Below are 17,042 nucleotides of genomic sequence, written 5' to 3'. Positions count from 1 at the left end.
CGAGGAACGAAGCAACCACACTAGCATAACCGTTAAAGACATGCTGTATGAGATTGGTTCGTTCCTCGCAAAGACCCAGTGGGCTTAAAAAACCTGACTTGCAATTTGTCGGATATTTTCAGACTTCCCCATAGAATAATAATGTAAAACAGGAACTCCGGCGGCTTTTAATTCTAATGATTGTTGAATCGCCCATTCGATTCCGACTTGTTTTATTTGAGCGTTGTCCTTGCATTTATCGACAGCCTGGATCAAATCTTCTGGCAAATCGATACGGAAAATTTGTGGCAAAACCTGTAAATGCCTCTGTACTGCAATTGGTTTTATCCCCGGAATAATCGGAATTGTAATACCCATTTCTCTTGCTTTTTCTACAAATTTGAAATATTTTGAGTTGTCGAAAAACATTTGTGTTACGACATAATCAGCTCCGGCATCTACTTTTTCTTTTAGTCTTTTTAAGTCTGACTGCAACGAAGGTGACTCTAAATGTTTCTCTGGGTAACCTGCAACTCCGATACAAAAATCGGCCTTGTTATCAATATCCATCACTTCATGAAGGTACTTTCCTTGATTCAGCAAACTGATTTGTTTTACGAGATCAATCGCATAATTGTTTCCTCCTGCTTTCGGAATAAAATATTGTTCGTCTTTCATAGCATCGCCACGCAAAGCCATGATATTATCAATTCCTAGGTAATTACAATCTACCAAAAGATATTCGGTTTCTTCTTTGGTAAAACCTCCGCAAAGTACGTGCGGTACGGTATCTACATTGTATTTGTGTTTTATAGAAGCACAAATTCCGAGTGTTCCCGGACGCATTCGAGTGAGTTTTTTGTCTAAAAGTCCGTTGCCTTTATCAATATAAATATACTCTTCACGAGAAGTGGTTACATCAATAAACGGGGGTTGAAACTCCATCAACGGATCGATATTATCATACAATTCCTGAATACTTTTCCCCTTTTGAGGCGGAATAATTTCAAATGAGAATAATGTATTTCCTTTTGCGTTTTCTATATGGTCTGTTACTTTCATTGTAAGTCTTAAAGTTTGAATGTCGAAAGTCAAAAGTCATGTCCTTTGAGACTTTATGACTTTTGACTTTATGACTATGTTTTAGTCTGCTATATTAGGATTTAACCATTTGCTTGCATATTCAGTTGAAACATTACGACGTTTGGCGTAGTCTATTACCTGATCTTCTTTTATTTTTCCGAGTCCGAAATATTTACTTTCCGGATTTCCAAAATAATATCCTGACACAGAGGAAGCAGGCCACATGGCCATACTTTCTGTTAGTGTTACTCCTATTTCTTTTTCTACATTTAAGAGTTTCCAGATTGTTGGTTTTTCTAAATGATCGGGACAAGCCGGATATCCAGGTGCGGGGCGGATTCCTTTGTACTCTTCTGCAATCATTTCTTCTGCATTCAGATTTTCATCAGAAGCATAACCCCAAATTTCTTTACGGATTTTCTCGTGTAAATATTCGGCAAAAGCCTCAGCAAAACGATCTGCTAATGCCTTTACCATAATCGAATTATAATCATCTAGAGCGGCCTCAAACTCGGCAGCCCATTCGTCTACACCAAAACCTGTGGTGACGCAAAATGCGCCCATATAATCTGTTTTTCCGCTGTCTTTTGGAGCAATAAAATCGGCCAATGCAATATTAGGTGCTCCTTTTGTTTTTTGTGATTGCTGACGAAGTGTTAAGAATTTCTCCAAAACTTTTCCGTTTTCATCACGCAATTCGATATCGTCATCATCAACTTGATTCGCTGGAAAAATGCCGTAAATTCCTTTTGCAGATAATTTTTTCTCTTCCAAAATCACTTTTAACATCGCTTGCGCATCAGCAAAAACAGCAGTTGCCTGTTCGCCCACCACCTCATCGGTTAAAATTGCGGGATATTTCCCGAACAATTCCCATGTTCTAAAAAACGGTGTCCAATCGATATAAGGAACCAAATCGTCCAATTCTACTTCGACTATCTGTTCTCCAATTATGTTTGGTTTCACTGGAGTGAAATTATCCCAATCCAATTGTAATTTGTTTTTACGAGCCTGTTCAATCGTGAGGAAGTTTTTATCTCTAGAACGGTTTAAAAACGTCTCTCTAAATGCATCATATTCTGCACGAATATCGTTTGCATATATTTTTCGGTTATGATCTAATAGATTTCCTGCAACCGTCACAGCTCTCGACGCATCATTTACGTGAATGACAGTTTCTCTGTATTGCGGAGCGATTTTCACGGCTGTATGTGCACGCGAAGTCGTTGCTCCACCAATCATAATCGGAATCTTAATATTTTGTTTGTCTAATTCTTTGGCCAGATACACCATTTCGTCAAGCGAAGGCGTAATTAGCCCGCTTAAACCAATAATATCGACATTGTGCTCGATCGCTGCCGCAATAATTTTTTCGGGAGGCACCATAACGCCAAGATCTACAATCTCATAATTGTTACAAGCCAAAACTACCGAAACGATGTTTTTACCAATATCATGAACGTCGCCTTTTACAGTCGCCATCAATATTTTTCCATTCCCTTGTTTATCACCGGCCTGTTTACTAGCTTCAATAAATGGCAACAAATACGCCACCGCTTTTTTCATCACACGTGCCGATTTTACTACCTGAGGCAGAAACATTTTTCCGCTTCCAAATAAATCTCCAACGACATTCATTCCCGTCATCAAATTGATTTCGATCACTTCAATGGGTTTTGTTGCCGCAAGGCGTGCTTCTTCTACATCAATTTCGATAAAAGCATCAACTCCTTTTACCAACGAATGCGTAATACGTTCCTGAACCGTTCCTAGACGCCATTCCTGAACCGCTTTTTCATCGCTCTTTACTTCGCCTTTTACGTTTTCTGCAAAATCCAGAAGTCTTTCTGTTGCATCGTCACGTCTGTTTAGAATTACATCTTCAACGTGCTCTAATAAATCTTTCGGAATATCATCATAAATAGAAAGCATTTCCGGATTTACGATTCCCATCGTCATTCCGTTCTGAATTGCGTGATACAAAAACACCGAGTGCATCGCTTCACGAACCGTATCATTTCCTCTAAAAGAAAACGAAACATTACTCACACCACCACTAATATGGGCATGTGGCAGGTTTTCACGAACCCATTTTGTACCTCTAAAAAAATCCAAAGCATTCAAACGATGTTCTTCCATTCCGGTTGCGACGGGAAAAATATTCAAATCGAAAATAATATCCTGCGGCGGAAAACCAACTTTATCAACTAAAATATCATACGAACGCTGACAAATCTCCACTCTACGCTCAAAATTATCAGCCTGACCCACTTCGTCAAAAGCCATGATAATCGCCGCTGCTCCGTAACGTTTGATTAATTTGGCGTGGTGAATAAACGCTTCTTCGCCTTCTTTCAACGAAATCGAGTTAACAACGCTTTTTCCCTGTACTACTTTCAGACCCGCTTCGATGATTTCCCACTTCGAACTGTCAATCATAATCGGCACTCTCGAAATGTCCGGTTCTGATGCAATTAAATTCAAAAATTTTGTCATCGCCTGAACGCCATCCAGCATTCCTTCATCCATATTAATATCGATGATCTGTGCTCCTCCTTCTACCTGCTGTCTTGCAATATCAAGTGCCTCGTCATATTTTTCTTCCTTGATTAAGCGCAGGAATTTTCTCGAACCCGTTACATTCGTGCGCTCCCCAATGTTTACAAAAACACTTTCGGGCGTAATAATCAACGGTTCTAATCCTGCTAATACAAGGTCTCTTCTTTTTTCAGCCATTTTCTTTACGTTACTAAGGTCCTAAGTTGCTTAGGTTCTGAGTTTTTTTATTCTTTATCTTTATTCAACGTCTTGCTTGTCTTTGCGAGGAACGAAGCAATCTCATCCTACTTTTCAATATCTTATTTTGGGCGTGTCCCAAGGGCCGGGCTATTCGTTCTTAGTCCTCGCTCTTCCTTCGTCAGGCTGTGGGCTAACCACTTCTATCCCTCACGCAAATTTATTCTCTTAAAGGTTTTATCCCAAATTCATATAATAAAATACCTTCTTCTTTTAGAGTAAAACCATTCCACCAATCAGAAGGGCCTTCTTTAGCTAATCCACTAGATAATAATAATGATTCGGAATCATAATCTCTATTCCCTTCAAATTCATGGCCTATTATGTAATTTACTTCTTCTAAAGAGATGAAAAAGCTGTATGAAGATGGATGTAATCTTTCCATTGAAATTGAAATAGATACAAATTTCTCAAATGAAATCTTTTCCTCTACATAAGCTTTTAACAAATTCGCTAAAATCAAAGATTTTTTTATATCATTAAATCTATCAAGACAAATCATAATCTGCTCCGTTGCTTTCTTCCTGAACTTCGGATCATCATATATCTTTTGTTGAAATTTCACTTTTTTCTCTTCGTCAATTTGTCCAGTATTAAATTCTCTAATAAAAGAAAGTAATTTCTTGGCAAAGAAAAATTTATTTATTGAAATGCCTGTTTTAATAACACCAACAACAGTTTTAATAATTGGAACTTCATTTATTGCTTCGTTCTGAATTAAATCATCAATATAAATTTCTGAATAATCAATTACTAGATCAATACTTGGATTCAATAACTCTTTTGTGAATTGCTCACTCATGCTATTGTTTGAATTAACCGGTAAATTATCCATAATTTATTTTTTACAATTAGAAATATGAAAATACATCAATGTCATTACACAAAAACCGGCGCTACTCTAGGCTTATAATCCTTAGCAACCTCAGCAATTAACCTGATATGATCCGGAGTTGTACCACAACAGCCTCCAATGATATTGATTAAATTATCGTCTAAATATTCTTTGATAAATGCCTGCATTTGCTCAGGTGTTTCGTCATATTGACCAAATGCGTTGGGTAAACCAGCATTTGGATGTGCCGAAACATTAAATTGTGTATGTTGCGATAATGTTTTTAGGTACGGCTTTAACAAATCGGCTCCAAGAGCACAATTGAAACCTACACTCAACAGCGGAATATGTGATACCGAAATCAAAAAGGCTTCTACAGTCTGACCCGAAAGTGTTCTTCCCGATGCATCGGTAATCGTTCCTGAAACCATGATCGGAATATCGATATTTCGGTCGTCTTTTACTTCTTCGATCGCAAAAAGTGCTGCTTTGGCATTTAAAGTATCAAAAATAGTTTCTACCAAAAGCAAATCACAACCGCCATCCATTAAGGCCTCAACTTGTTGTTTATACGCAATGCGCAAATCATCAAACGTTACGGCTCTGTAACCCGGATCGTTTACGTCTGGCGACATGCTTGCGGTTCTGTTGGTTGGCCCGATGGATCCCGCTACAAAACGCGGTTTTTCAGGGTTTTTGGCTGTAAATTCATCGGCTACTTCCCGGGCAATTTTTGCCGATTCGTAGTTTAATTCGTAAACTAGATCTTCCAGAAAATAATCGGCCATACCGATTGTCGTTCCTGAGAAAGTGTTTGTTTCTACGATGTCTGCGCCTGCTTCGTAATAAGCAGCGTGAACATCCCGAATGGCTTTTGGCTGTGTTAGTGACAATAAATCGTTGTTGCCTTTTAGCGGATGCGGGAAATCCTTGAAACGCTCTCCTCTAAAGTCTTCTTCTGAGAAATTATAGCGCTGCAACATGGTTCCCATTGCTCCATCTAGGATTAGGATGTTTTTTTTTATTGCTTCCTGAATTGTTATTGACATATTTTTTTTCTTTTAGCTGCTAAGGCACTGAGATTCTGAGATGCTAAGTTTTTATTTAATTATATTTTCCGATTTTTGATTTACTTTAATTCCAAAAATTCACTATTGAAAGCTAATTAGCCCCGATTGAGCCGGTATCCTCGCAATAAAATGGAGAGATATAGGCGAAAGCGGGAACGATGACAGCAAAAATGCGCCAATGATTCGCTCTTGATACTGAAGTTTATTCAGTAAAAAATAGTATACGTTGTCAGGAAGAGTTTTGAGAAATACTTGATGTATTTGTGTTATCTATCTTTGATACTAAGAATAGTATAAAGTAGAATGTAGCACCTTCTTTATGATAAAGGGTTGCTAAGGTTTCATTGGGTCTTTCCCTCCGCCTTTCGTGATAACTTTCAATAATTTTAAGAACAGTGCAAAGTAAAGACATAGCGTTTACAATTGCAAGTTTTTTTTAAGGTTCTAAGAGGATTAGCTGCTAAGATTCTGAGTTTAAATAAAGCTAATGTTTAGTTCTTTGCTTTGTTCCTCTAAAGTTGATGATTTCAACAATTTTAGACTCTTTATTTAACTTGTAAACTAGATAATTATTTTTATCTACAATGGCTTTGTATAAGGATTCGCTTTTTTTAGATTTTGGAAATTGTTCCGGATTAAAATTAATTTGATTGATAACCTGTTGGATTTTATTTTCTAAGTTTAAAATTTCTTTTGTCGTCCATTTCGCTTCTAAATAATCAATGACCTTATTAAAACCTTTTACAGCTTGTGAAGTCCAAATGAATTTTTAATGTCATTTTGAAAATCTTTTCATAACATCTTCATTACTTGTAAATTCGCCTTTTTCAGCCTGATCTAATCCAATTTGAATTTCAATTTGTTCCGATTCCGATAATTCATCAAACCAATCTCCTTGATTAGCTTTCAAAACCAGTTCCAATTTTTCTAAAACACTCTCGTCATCGACCTTAACCAATTGTTGAATAAACTGATACTTTCTAGCTTCTAAATCCATGATAATTAAAATTTATATATTACAAAGATACGAATAAAAAAAGCCCAAACTATATTACAAGTTTGAGCCTTATATAAAAATCTCAGCAACTTAGACAATCGCTTTCACAACCGCTTTTGGTGCTTCTTTTCTAGTTCCGTCGAAACCGTCTACACCCGAAACTGTTGTATATTTCAATACATATTTTTTGCCCGGATTGATGATTTGATAAGCCGCCTGACACATTAAGGTTGCTTCGTGGAATCCGCAAAGAATTAATTTTAATTTTCCAGGATACGTATTAACATCACCAATAGCAAAGATTCCTGGAATATTGGTTTGGTAGTCTAAGGCATTATTTACCTTAATAGCATTTTTCTCAATCTCTAATCCCCAGTCACCAATTGGACCTAATTTTGGTGTTAGTCCGAAAAGCGGAATAAAGAAATCTGTTTCGATCTTGCGTTGAGCTCCGTTTTCTTCAATTATTAAAGATTCAACGTGTTCAGCACCATCAATTCCGATTACTTCTGCTGGAGTAATGAGCTTGATTTTTCCCGCTGTTTTTAATTCCTGTACTTTTTCTACAGAGTCTAAAGCACCTCTAAATTCGTTTCTACGATGAATTAAAGTTACTTCTGAAGCTACATTTGCCAGGAAAATACTCCAGTCTAATGCAGAATCTCCACCACCAGCAATCACGACTCTTTTGTCTCTAAATTTCTCCGGATTTTTGATAAAATATTTTACTCCTTTATTTTCATAAAACTCAATATCTTCAATCAGTGGTTTACGTGGTTCAAAACTTCCTAAACCTCCCGCAATAGCAATCACTGGCGCATGAAATTTGGTACCTTTGTTTGACGTAACAATAAAACTTCCGTCTTCTTGTTTTTCGATAGTTTCAGCACGTTCTCCTAAAGTATAACCAGGCTCAAACTGTTTAATTTGCTCTTGTAAATTGTCTATTAAATCTCCTGCTAATACTTCTGGAAATCCAGGAATATCATAAATAGGTTTTTTAGGATATAATTCTGATAGTTGCCCGCCTGCTTGTGGCAACGCATCTAAAATATGGCATTTTAATTTTAATAATCCTGCCTCGAATACAGCAAATAAACCAGTTGGTCCTGCTCCAATTATAAGTATATCTGTTTTAATCATTATGTTGTTGTTTATAATCATTCTTAATAATACAAAGAAACGAATAATTTATTCTAATTTCTATGATTTTTATCATTCCTTTTCTTTTCGTTTTTTACTCTTTATTTTTAAGCGAAGCGGTAATTTCATTCATCTTTTTTACCTTATCCTCAAAGTCACCTTTTAATGTTTTTCTGTATTCATTAAGGTTTCCTACCATTTGATTAATATCTTCGGGAATCACTTCTTCAAAAAACTCTCGCAATCTTTTGGCGGTTGTTGGTGATTTTCCGTTGGTCGAAATGGCGATTTTTACATTTCCCTTGGTTACGATTCCGCCCAAGTAATAATCACACAAATCTGGCGTATCGGCAATATTACAAATCAAATAGCGCTTTCGGCATAGATCGAATACTCTTTTATTCACTTTTAAATCATCCGTACAAGCGATAACCATGTGGCGCTTTTTGAGCATCTTTTTCTTGAATTTTGCTTCGGTTAAGGTAACTGACGGATGGTTTTCTGCCAGAACCTTAATTTCGAGATGAAAATGCGGTGCCACAACCTCAACATTGGCATTTGGACTCGACTTTAATAAAAAAGAAAGCTTTTCTAATCCTACATTTCCACCGCCGACAATCAATACCTTTAGATTGTGCAGTTTTAAAAACACAGGATATAATTCGTTTTGTTCCATTTTAATTTATTTTCATCTCACCAAAAATAGATGATTTTTATTTTATCGAATAATTTCCTTTGATAGAAATTCTTCGTAAAATCCTTTTAATTTATTGCTTTTGCGAACTACTTCTCCCAAAACGATAATCGCAGGTGAACTCAGTTTTTGCTCTTTTACAATATCCAGAATCGAATTGACTGTTCCAACGCCTACTTTTTCTTCAGAGGTCGTTCCGTTTTGAATGATCGCAACAGGTAATTTTCCTTTATTTTCTTTTTGAAATAATTCGATAATTTGAGGTAATTTATGCATTCCCATCAAAATTACAACAGTCGCAGATGATTGTGCCGCCAAAGCAACATCTGAAGATAATTTTCTATCAGAAGTTGTGCCTGTAATGGCCCAAAAACTTTCTGAAACACCTCTTTTTGTAATCGAAATTCCCTGACTCGCTGGTACCGCCACTACTGATGAAATTCCGGGTATAACAACCGTTTCAATTCCGAAACTTTCTACATATTCTATCTCTTCACTTCCACGCCCAAAAATAAAAGGGTCACCTCCTTTTAAACGCACTACATTTCCGTACGTTAACGCATTATCAACAATCAACTGATTGATTTGGTCTTGCGAGTAAGCGTGATTCCCTATTTTTTTTCCAACAAAAATTTTGATCGCTTTTTTGGGAGCGTATGCCAATATTTGTTCGTTTGCCAAAGCATCATACAAAACCACATTGGCCAAAGCAAGTGCTTTTACCGCTTTTAATGTCAGCAAATCTGGATCACCGGGACCTGCTCCCACTAAAGTTACTTTGGGTTTTACTGTCTTAAGCATCTGCTAAATCTTTGGCTCTAAAGGTTTCAATTTTATCAAAGAAAACAACTGCTGCTGCGATATATTGTTTAGCAAATTCTTCTGATGGTTCATTTTTATTGATTTGATACACCAACTCTTTAAAACTAGAATTTAATTGAATTTTACCACTTTCGATAAAAACAGTATCAAACAAATCTACGATTCCCGCATGGTGATTTGTTTTTTGGTTTTCTGCTAATAAAATAGCTTTTGCTCCGTTTACAAATCCTGCATACGCCTGATAAATCGCATCTGCCCATTTTTTATCTTCAAAAGATTCCTGAGCAAGGGTGATTTTTTCTTTGGCTTCTAATAATAATGTAGCTACCAAATCGATTACAACACCAGCACATTCTCCTATTCCTACTGCTTTTACATAATTGTCTGCATTGCCCCAGTCTACAAAATCATCTTCTGTAAGGTTGGTCACATCTGCAAGAGGTTTCAAAATTTCATAAAAATATTTCTCTCCTTTTGTATCATAATAATCCAGAAATGAAGCTCCGTTTGCGTTTGACTCAAAATCATTTAAAATAAAACGCAATGCATCGGGACCTCTACGACTCGGAATTTTTATTACTTTATCAGAAAATCTTCCGTTTCCGTTTCCTAGAGCACCTCCTCCTAACAATACCTGAAGTGCGGGAGCCACCAATTTTCCTGAATTGATAGACATTCCCTGAAAACCAATAGCAGACATATTGTGCTGCCCACAAGCATTCATACAACCGCTAATTTTAATTTCGATTTCACGATTGTTATTATATTTTGGATATTCTGTTGCCAAAACCCTTTCTAGTTCTACAGCAATTCCAGTACTGCTTGCAATCCCCAAATTGCAAGTATCAGTACCCGGACATGCTGTAATATCTGAAGTTGAGTTGTATCCTAAAGTTACAAAATCTAACTTGGCGAGTTCTTGGTAAAAGAAAGGTAAATTTTCTTCTTTGATATGACGAAGCACAATATTTTGGCGTAATGAAAAACGCAATTCATTTGCACCATAATTCTTAATTAATGCTGCCAAAGCTCTTGCTTTATCGGTGTAAAAATCACCCAAAGCCACTTTGATGCCGATCGCTACATATCCTTCTTGCTTTTGTTGAATAACATTTGATCGTTTCCATGCTTCAAATGCTGCTGTATCTTCAATGATAACTTGAGGAGCTTCTAATAATGGAGATGCTATAGGCCCATCAAAATCAGTAGTATCAATCTCGTAAGATTGCACTGCCAAGGCTTTTTTCTCGTCTTCAACCAATTGCAAAAAGGCATCGCGCCCAATATCTTTTATCAAAAACTTCATTCGCGCTTTTAATCTTTTGGCTCTTTCTCCATAACGGTCAAAAATTCTTAGAACGCCTTCTGCCGTTGGGATAATCTGATTTACCGGAATAAAATCTGAAAGCAATTCGGCATGGCTCGGTTGCGAACCTAAACCTCCGCCCAACATTACTTTAAAACCTCTTTTGCCGTCTATAATTTTTGGAATAAATCCTAAATCGTGCAAGTAGCTCAAAGCGGTATCTTCGTCTGAGGATGAGAACGAAATTTTGACTTTACGCCCCATTTCCTGACAAATTGGATTCCTTAACAAATATTGAAACAAAGCATGTGCGTAAGGCGAAACATCGAAGGGCTCGTTAACGTCTACACCAGCCAATTCGCTTGCTGTAATGTTACGAACAGTGTTTCCGCACGCTTCTCTAAGCGTTACATCGTCTTTGGCCAATTCTGCCCAAAGTTCAGGAGTTCTATCCAAACTTACATAGTGAATCTGGATATCCTGACGCGTTGTAATATGCAAACGTCCTGTAGAATATTCATCTGAAACTTTTGTAATACGAACCAATTGCTCGCTTGTAACTCTTCCAAACGGAATCTTGATACGAATCATCTGAACGCCTTCCTGACGCTGGCCGTAAACACCACGTGCCAAACGAAGACTACGAAAACGCTCATCATCGATTTTTCCGTCTCGAAACAACGCAATTTTTCTTTCTAAATCGATGATTTCCTTTTGTACAATCGGATTTTCTATTTCTGTTCTAAAACTTTCCATATTTTTACGCTTTAGGCTTTAAGCTTTACGCTCTAGGCTTTTTTAACTTTGTGTTTTTTGCTTAAGGCTTATTGCTTAAAGCCTAATGCATTTATCGAATGAATCCCACTCCTGCTGTTGTGTTGGTTGCTGTATCGATTAATATAAAAGCACCATTTGATTTGTTGTCGTTGTAAGCGTCAAAATATAAAGGTTTACTGAGTTTGATACTCACTTCCCCTATTTCGTTGATCGCTAATTGCGAAGCTTCTGTAGTTCCCGAATAATCTGTGGCAATTGTATTTTTAATGGCTTCAATTTTTGCTAAAACGCTGTTGGTATTGTGCTGTACAATGTATTTTGTACCTGCAACCAACTTTTTACTGTCCATCCAACAAATCGTTGTACTAATTTCTTTTTCAATTTTTGGCAATTCTGATGATTTTACGATCATGTCGCCTCTTGTTACATTGATATCGTTTTCTAATTCGATTGTGATCGAAGAACCTGCAACGGCTTCGTCAAATGTTTTATCGAAGAAATGAATTTTAGCTACTTTTGATTCGGTTAAAGAAGGCAAAACGGTTACAGCATCGCCTACTTTTATTGAATTTCCGTATAATTTCCCTGCGTAACCTCTAAAATCATGATATTCTTCTGTTTTGGGACGAATAACTGTTTGAACCGGGAAACGTGCCTTACCTGTTTCAAAAACATCTGAAGAATGCAATCCTTCCAGATGTTCTAAAACGGTTTGACCGTCGTACCATTTCATGTTTTCAGATTTATCTACTACGTTTCCACCATTGATGGCGCTTAACGGAATGTAACTTACGTTTTGTTCTTTAAAAGTACTTTTAGCATTTAAAGCCTGAAAATCGGCTTTGATTTTATTGAAAACTTCTTCCGAATAATCTACCAAATCCATTTTGTTGATGGCAACAATTACCTCTTTTACTCTTAATAAATTATTGATAAAAAAGTGACGGTACGTTTGCTCAATAACTCCTTTTCTGGCATCAATTAAAATAATAGAAACCTGGGAAGTAGAGGCTCCTGTCACCATATTTCTGGTATATTCTACGTGTCCCGGAGTATCGGCAATAATATAACTTTTCTTTGCAGTCGAAAAATAAATGTGCGCTACATCTATCGTAATTCCCTGCTCTCTCTCGGCAACCAAACCATCAGTAGCCAAAGAAAAATCAAGATAATCGTATCCTTTTTTTTTGCTGCTTTTTTCGATTGCTTCGATTTTATCTGTAGTCAATGATTTTGTATCGTACAATAATCTTCCGATCAAAGTGCTTTTCCCGTCATCTACACTTCCTGCTGTTGCTATTTTTAAAACTTCCATCTTAATATTTGTTTCAGGTTTAATTTTTTTTGTTTCAGGTTTCAAGTTGCTTGCCTTTGAACTAAAATTTAAATCTGTTTGTTTTTTGTGATTCTTACTTTTTACAATTTACTTTTTACAAATATTAAAAGTATCCTTGTTGTTTTCTCTTTTCCATCGCGGCTTCAGAACGTTTGTCATCAATTCTGGCACCTCTTTCAGAAATAGTAGATTCTCTTATTTCTCCCACTACTTCCTCAATAGTTGCTGCATAAGAATCAACCGCGGCCGTACAAGTCATATCTCCGACGGTTCTAAAACGAACAATTCGTTCTTCGATTTGTTCGTCTTCTTCTTGGTACACAAAAGGAGAATGCGACCAAATTAAACCGTCTCTCAAAAAAACTTTTCTTTTATGTGAAAAATAAATCGATGGAATCTCGATATGTTCTTTTTCGATATAACTCCAAACATCTAATTCTGTCCAGTTTGAAATCGGGAAAACGCGAACGTTTTGACCATTTTCTATTTTTCCATTCAAAATATCAAATAATTCAGGGCGTTGGTTTTTTTCATCCCACTGACCAAAATCATCACGAACTGAAAAAATACGTTCTTTAGCTCTTGCTTTTTCCTCATCACGTCGCGCACCACCAATACAAGCATCAAACTTAAATTCTTCAATAGCATCTAAAAGTGTTATGGTCTGTAAGCTGTTTCTGCTGGAATATTTACCAGTTTCCTCAACCACTTTTCCTTCGTCAATGGCATCCTGAACATTTCGAACAATCAATTCTAATCCTAATTCTTCTACTAATTTATCTCTAAAAGCAATCGTTTCAGGAAAATTATGCCCTGTATCAACATGCAAAAGAGGAAACGGAATTTTTGCCGGAAAAAATGCCTTTTGTGCCAAACGCACCAATGTTATAGAATCTTTTCCTCCAGAAAAAAGCAAAACAGGTTTGTCAAACTGTGAAATTACTTCTCTGAAAATGTATATGGCTTCACTCTCTAAAGCATTTGTTTTTAATACTGAACTCATTTTTATTTGTTTAAAAAGTTTCAAGTTTCAGGTTTGCTTCGCCTATTCGAGCAAAGCTCTCGAGTAAGGTTTTTTCTGCTGATCTAAATCTCTCCGCTACTATTTTATTATCTTGATTCTTTATTCTATTCTCTTTTTACTCTTTCTTGGCTCCATGCAAACCACATTCTTTATGGCTTGACTCCCACCACCATCTTCCCGCTCTAATATCCTCACCTGGGAGAATCGCTCTTGTACAAGGTGCGCAACCAATGCTTACAAATCCTTGTTTGTGCAAGGCATTTTGAGGAACATTATTTTCTTGCAAATATGTTTCGACCTCCGCCAACGACCATTTAAGCAAAGGATTAAATTTTATTATTTCGAAATTTCCATCGTATTCAAATAACTGTAAATCGTTTCTGTTTTCTGATTGTTCGGCTCTTAAACCTGTAATCCACACCGAATTTCCAGCTAAAGCTTTTCGTAGCGGCACTACTTTTCGAATAAAACAGCACTCTTTTCTATTCTCTACCGATTCATAAAAACTATTAGGTCCTTTTTGTTTCAGTAAATTTTCAACCACCGCTGCTTCCGGAAAATAAACCTCGATTTGCTTTTTGTATTTTTTTAATGTTTTGTGAAAAACATCATAAGTTTCCTGAAATAATCTTCCCGTGTCCAAAGTAAAAATGGTAATATCCGAATTACTTTTCGCAATAAAATCTGTAATTACCTGATCTTCTTGCCCAAAAGAAGTCGAGAAAACGACTTTTCCCTTATATTCATTAGACAAAAAAAACAAAGTCTCTTCTAACGAAAAATCTTTTGTTTTATCTATTAAGGAAGTTGCAACTGTTGTATCCATTTTATTTTTATTTATCTGAAATCTATTACCCTATCGGCTTAATAGATTACTTTGCAAAAATAGTACTTATTTCTAAATAACAAAACAATATTATTATTTTTTACACTATTAAACAGGAGATTATATTTCGAAACTTAAATACTTTTAAAGCAATTAATATGGATGCTTTACAATATTAAGAAACAAATAATTTGATGTCTTTTTTTAGTACGTAACTAAATAGGGTACTTTTTAAAGATTTTGAAATATATTTTTAATAGTCTACCAAACCTATAGGATTATTATAAAATACTTATTACTTTTGTAAAAAAAAGTCTTTATGGATTTTCAGATAGGTCTTGTAGTTGCAGGGTTAGTGGTAGGATTTGTGGTAGGATTAACAGGTGTTGGCGGTGGTTCTTTGATGACTCCTATTTTATTATGGTTCGGGATTCCTCCAACAACAGCAGTGGGTACCGACTTACTATATGCCGCTTTTACCAAAATGGGAGGTGTATTTGTGCATCATAAAAAAGGCAATATAAACTGGACAATCACTGGCTGGCTCACCTTAGGAAGTGTTCCTGCTGCTCTAATAACTTTATGGATCTTAAACAGCATAAAGACCGATATTAGCACTATAAATGCAGTCATAAAATACAGTTTGGGATGGGCATTGCTTTTAACATCTGTTGCAATTCTATTCAAAAAGAAACTGTTGGTACTTTCTCAAAGACATGCCGGCGATAAATTTCATAGCGAAAGTCATACTCAAAATATGTTGACCATTGCAATTGGTATATTGTTAGGAGCAACTGTTACGCTAACTTCAATTGGCGCTGGTGCTTTAGGTACAGTAACTTTATTTTTCCTCTACCCGTTATTGCCAACGCCACGTTTAGTAGGAACAGAAATTGCACATGCTGTGCCTTTAACCTTGGTTGCTGGAATAGGACATGCTTCTATGGGAAATTTGGATTTGTTTTTGTTAGCTCAATTATTAATGGGGTCTCTTCCGGGAATTTTTATAGGAAGTATGTTAAGCGGAAAAGTTCCTGACTTACTCCTTAGAAATGCCATTGCAATAATGCTTTTTTTCGTAGGATATAAATTAATTTTTTAAAGCTCTTCCTAAAAGAGATTTCTTTTGGAAGTCAGAAAAAATGTAAAATTGCAATATTACTTAAAACGCAATATCTGCCAGAGAGTTACTTTCTAATATTTTGAGTGTATTGTCCCTAACCTCAGTCATTAAGCGACGTGCAGCACAGTTAGATTCGTCATCACAATCATCACATTTTTCATAAAAATTGTGACTTGCGCACGGAAGAAGCGCAATCGGCCCCTCAAGAATGCGGTATACTTTGGCCATACTGATATCTTTAGGGTCTTTTATCAGATAATAACCACCACCTTTTCCTTTTTTTGCTCCCAGAAATCCTGAATTTCTAAGTAACAACAAAATACTTTCTAAAAATTTAATCGAAATATGCTCACTTCTTGCGATTTCGGCAATTTGCACAGGCTCGTTATTCTCACGCCTGGCCAAATAAGTTAAAGCTTTGATTCCGTATTTTGTTTTCTTTGAAAGCACTTATATAAATATTTTAGATTTTAGATTGCTGATTTTAGATTGCTAATTTTAGATTACTGACTAAAATAACAGCTGAATATTTTTCTGCAACAAAAATACGCTTTTTGAACGAGAAAAATAATATCCCGAATTACTAAATTCTACCAAATTAGTCTAGTTTATTTAACTTGCTTCCTCAACACCAATTAATTTAAAATCATGAAACATTTTTATACTTTCCTCTAATGCTTTTTTCTCTACCACATAAGTATCTGTAATCGAATCATGCCAGCCTCTACTGCCAAAAAAAGACAACCCATCAAACGGAATCAAGCGACAAAGGCTTCTTTTAAGGGCAGAAACAAAATTTATTTTTTCTCCATTTTCATCCACCACAACAGTACCTGTAATGAATTTTCCTACTGATCTGCCAAAAAAACCTTCTATAAGAGTATAGTACACTAATAAAATTGTTACACCAATCAAATTCCAACCAAGATCTCCTAAACCTTGCATCCAAAACGATATACCTTCAAACCCTAATGCAATTAAAATGCCTAAAAACAAGCCAAACAAGTACATTACGATTACAAAAAAAATCATATCAATAATGTAGTTTAGAAATCTTTTTCCGGTAGAAGCTACTAATGCATCATCGAGAATATAAACAGAATCATTCATTTTACAACAGATTTAAGTTTAAGATTAATATTTTTTGCATTAGTTTTCAAACAAAAATATACTTTTTACTTTAACAACCGCTAAAAAAATAACGCTTTTTAACGGTACAAAAGTTACAGTT

Annotated in this window: 16 protein-coding genes and 1 riboswitch; of the genes, 1 reads left to right on the top strand and 15 read right to left on the bottom strand. The window is 35.9% G+C overall.

Annotated elements, in window-relative coordinates; genetic code table 11:
* Window positions 1-84: 84 nt before the first annotated feature.
* From metF to J3495_RS15225, 13 genes are all read right to left on the bottom strand, one after another.
* The gene (gene metF, locus J3495_RS15285) at window positions 85-1,041 is read right to left on the bottom strand and encodes a methylenetetrahydrofolate reductase [NAD(P)H] (protein ID WP_210667410.1); all 957 of its coding nucleotides are present in this window, start codon (window positions 1,039-1,041) and stop codon (window positions 85-87) included.
* Window positions 1,042-1,122: 81 nt separating this feature from the next.
* Complete coding sequence (metH, locus tag J3495_RS15280) at window positions 1,123-3,798, bottom strand: methionine synthase (protein ID WP_210667409.1); 2,676 nt, start codon at window positions 3,796-3,798, stop codon at window positions 1,123-1,125.
* 220 nt (window positions 3,799-4,018) lie between these two features.
* On the bottom strand, window positions 4,019-4,693 hold the full coding sequence (locus J3495_RS15275; protein WP_210667408.1) for a hypothetical protein: 675 nt from the start codon (window positions 4,691-4,693) through the stop codon (window positions 4,019-4,021).
* Window positions 4,694-4,737: 44 nt separating this feature from the next.
* On the bottom strand, window positions 4,738-5,742 hold the full coding sequence (locus J3495_RS15270; protein ID WP_210667407.1) for a homocysteine S-methyltransferase family protein: 1,005 nt from the start codon (window positions 5,740-5,742) through the stop codon (window positions 4,738-4,740).
* Between the two features lie 284 nt (window positions 5,743-6,026).
* Window positions 6,027-6,140, bottom strand: a riboswitch (SAM riboswitch).
* 107 nt (window positions 6,141-6,247) lie between these two features.
* Complete coding sequence (locus tag J3495_RS15265; protein ID WP_210667440.1) at window positions 6,248-6,526, bottom strand: type II toxin-antitoxin system RelE/ParE family toxin; 279 nt, start codon at window positions 6,524-6,526, stop codon at window positions 6,248-6,250.
* Window positions 6,527-6,538: 12 nt separating this feature from the next.
* Window positions 6,539-6,760 carry a hypothetical protein gene (locus J3495_RS15260; protein ID WP_210667406.1) on the bottom strand — a complete coding sequence of 74 codons (222 nt, stop codon included), beginning with the start codon at window positions 6,758-6,760 and terminating at the stop codon, window positions 6,539-6,541.
* Window positions 6,761-6,850: 90 nt separating this feature from the next.
* The gene (locus tag J3495_RS15255) at window positions 6,851-7,903 is read right to left on the bottom strand and encodes an NAD(P)/FAD-dependent oxidoreductase (protein WP_210667405.1); all 1,053 of its coding nucleotides are present in this window, start codon (window positions 7,901-7,903) and stop codon (window positions 6,851-6,853) included.
* A gap of 94 nt (window positions 7,904-7,997) precedes the next feature.
* A complete protein-coding gene (locus J3495_RS15250; protein ID WP_210667404.1) occupies window positions 7,998-8,579 on the bottom strand; it encodes a precorrin-2 dehydrogenase/sirohydrochlorin ferrochelatase family protein in 582 nt (193 codons plus the stop codon).
* 42 nt (window positions 8,580-8,621) lie between these two features.
* On the bottom strand, window positions 8,622-9,398 hold the full coding sequence (gene cobA / locus J3495_RS15245; RefSeq protein ID WP_210667403.1) for a uroporphyrinogen-III C-methyltransferase: 777 nt from the start codon (window positions 9,396-9,398) through the stop codon (window positions 8,622-8,624).
* Complete coding sequence (locus J3495_RS15240; protein ID WP_210667402.1) at window positions 9,391-11,481, bottom strand: HEPN domain-containing protein; 2,091 nt, start codon at window positions 11,479-11,481, stop codon at window positions 9,391-9,393. The genes cobA and J3495_RS15240 overlap by 8 nt, the downstream gene beginning before the upstream one ends.
* 91 nt (window positions 11,482-11,572) lie before the next feature.
* A complete protein-coding gene (locus tag J3495_RS15235; RefSeq protein ID WP_210667401.1) occupies window positions 11,573-12,817 on the bottom strand; it encodes a sulfate adenylyltransferase subunit 1 in 1,245 nt (414 codons plus the stop codon).
* Between the two features lie 124 nt (window positions 12,818-12,941).
* Window positions 12,942-13,841, bottom strand: a complete 900-nt coding sequence (cysD, locus tag J3495_RS15230; protein WP_210667400.1) for a sulfate adenylyltransferase subunit CysD — start codon at window positions 13,839-13,841, stop codon at window positions 12,942-12,944.
* Window positions 13,842-13,977: 136 nt separating this feature from the next.
* A complete protein-coding gene (locus J3495_RS15225) occupies window positions 13,978-14,688 on the bottom strand; it encodes a phosphoadenylyl-sulfate reductase (protein ID WP_210667399.1) in 711 nt (236 codons plus the stop codon).
* Between the two features lie 319 nt (window positions 14,689-15,007).
* Here J3495_RS15225 and J3495_RS15220 point away from each other — a divergent pair, with 319 nt between their 5' ends.
* On the top strand, window positions 15,008-15,790 hold the full coding sequence (locus tag J3495_RS15220; protein WP_210667398.1) for a sulfite exporter TauE/SafE family protein: 783 nt from the start codon (window positions 15,008-15,010) through the stop codon (window positions 15,788-15,790).
* A gap of 60 nt (window positions 15,791-15,850) precedes the next feature.
* Here the strand turns inward: J3495_RS15220 and J3495_RS15215 are convergent, their stop codons facing one another.
* Together J3495_RS15215 and J3495_RS15210 are read right to left on the bottom strand one after the other, a co-directional pair.
* Window positions 15,851-16,261, bottom strand: coding sequence for an RrF2 family transcriptional regulator (locus tag J3495_RS15215; protein ID WP_210667397.1), 411 nt, complete (start codon window positions 16,259-16,261; stop codon window positions 15,851-15,853).
* Between the two features lie 162 nt (window positions 16,262-16,423).
* On the bottom strand, window positions 16,424-16,921 hold the full coding sequence (locus J3495_RS15210) for an RDD family protein (RefSeq protein ID WP_210667396.1): 498 nt from the start codon (window positions 16,919-16,921) through the stop codon (window positions 16,424-16,426).
* Between the last annotated feature and the right edge of the window lie 121 nt (window positions 16,922-17,042).

Origin of the sequence: Flavobacterium geliluteum (assembly GCF_017948595.1) — a bacterium.
Taxonomy (GTDB): domain Bacteria; phylum Bacteroidota; class Bacteroidia; order Flavobacteriales; family Flavobacteriaceae; genus Flavobacterium; species Flavobacterium flavipigmentatum.
Note: the sequence above shows the minus strand (reverse complement) of the source record. Positions and strands in the feature narration are given on the sequence as shown.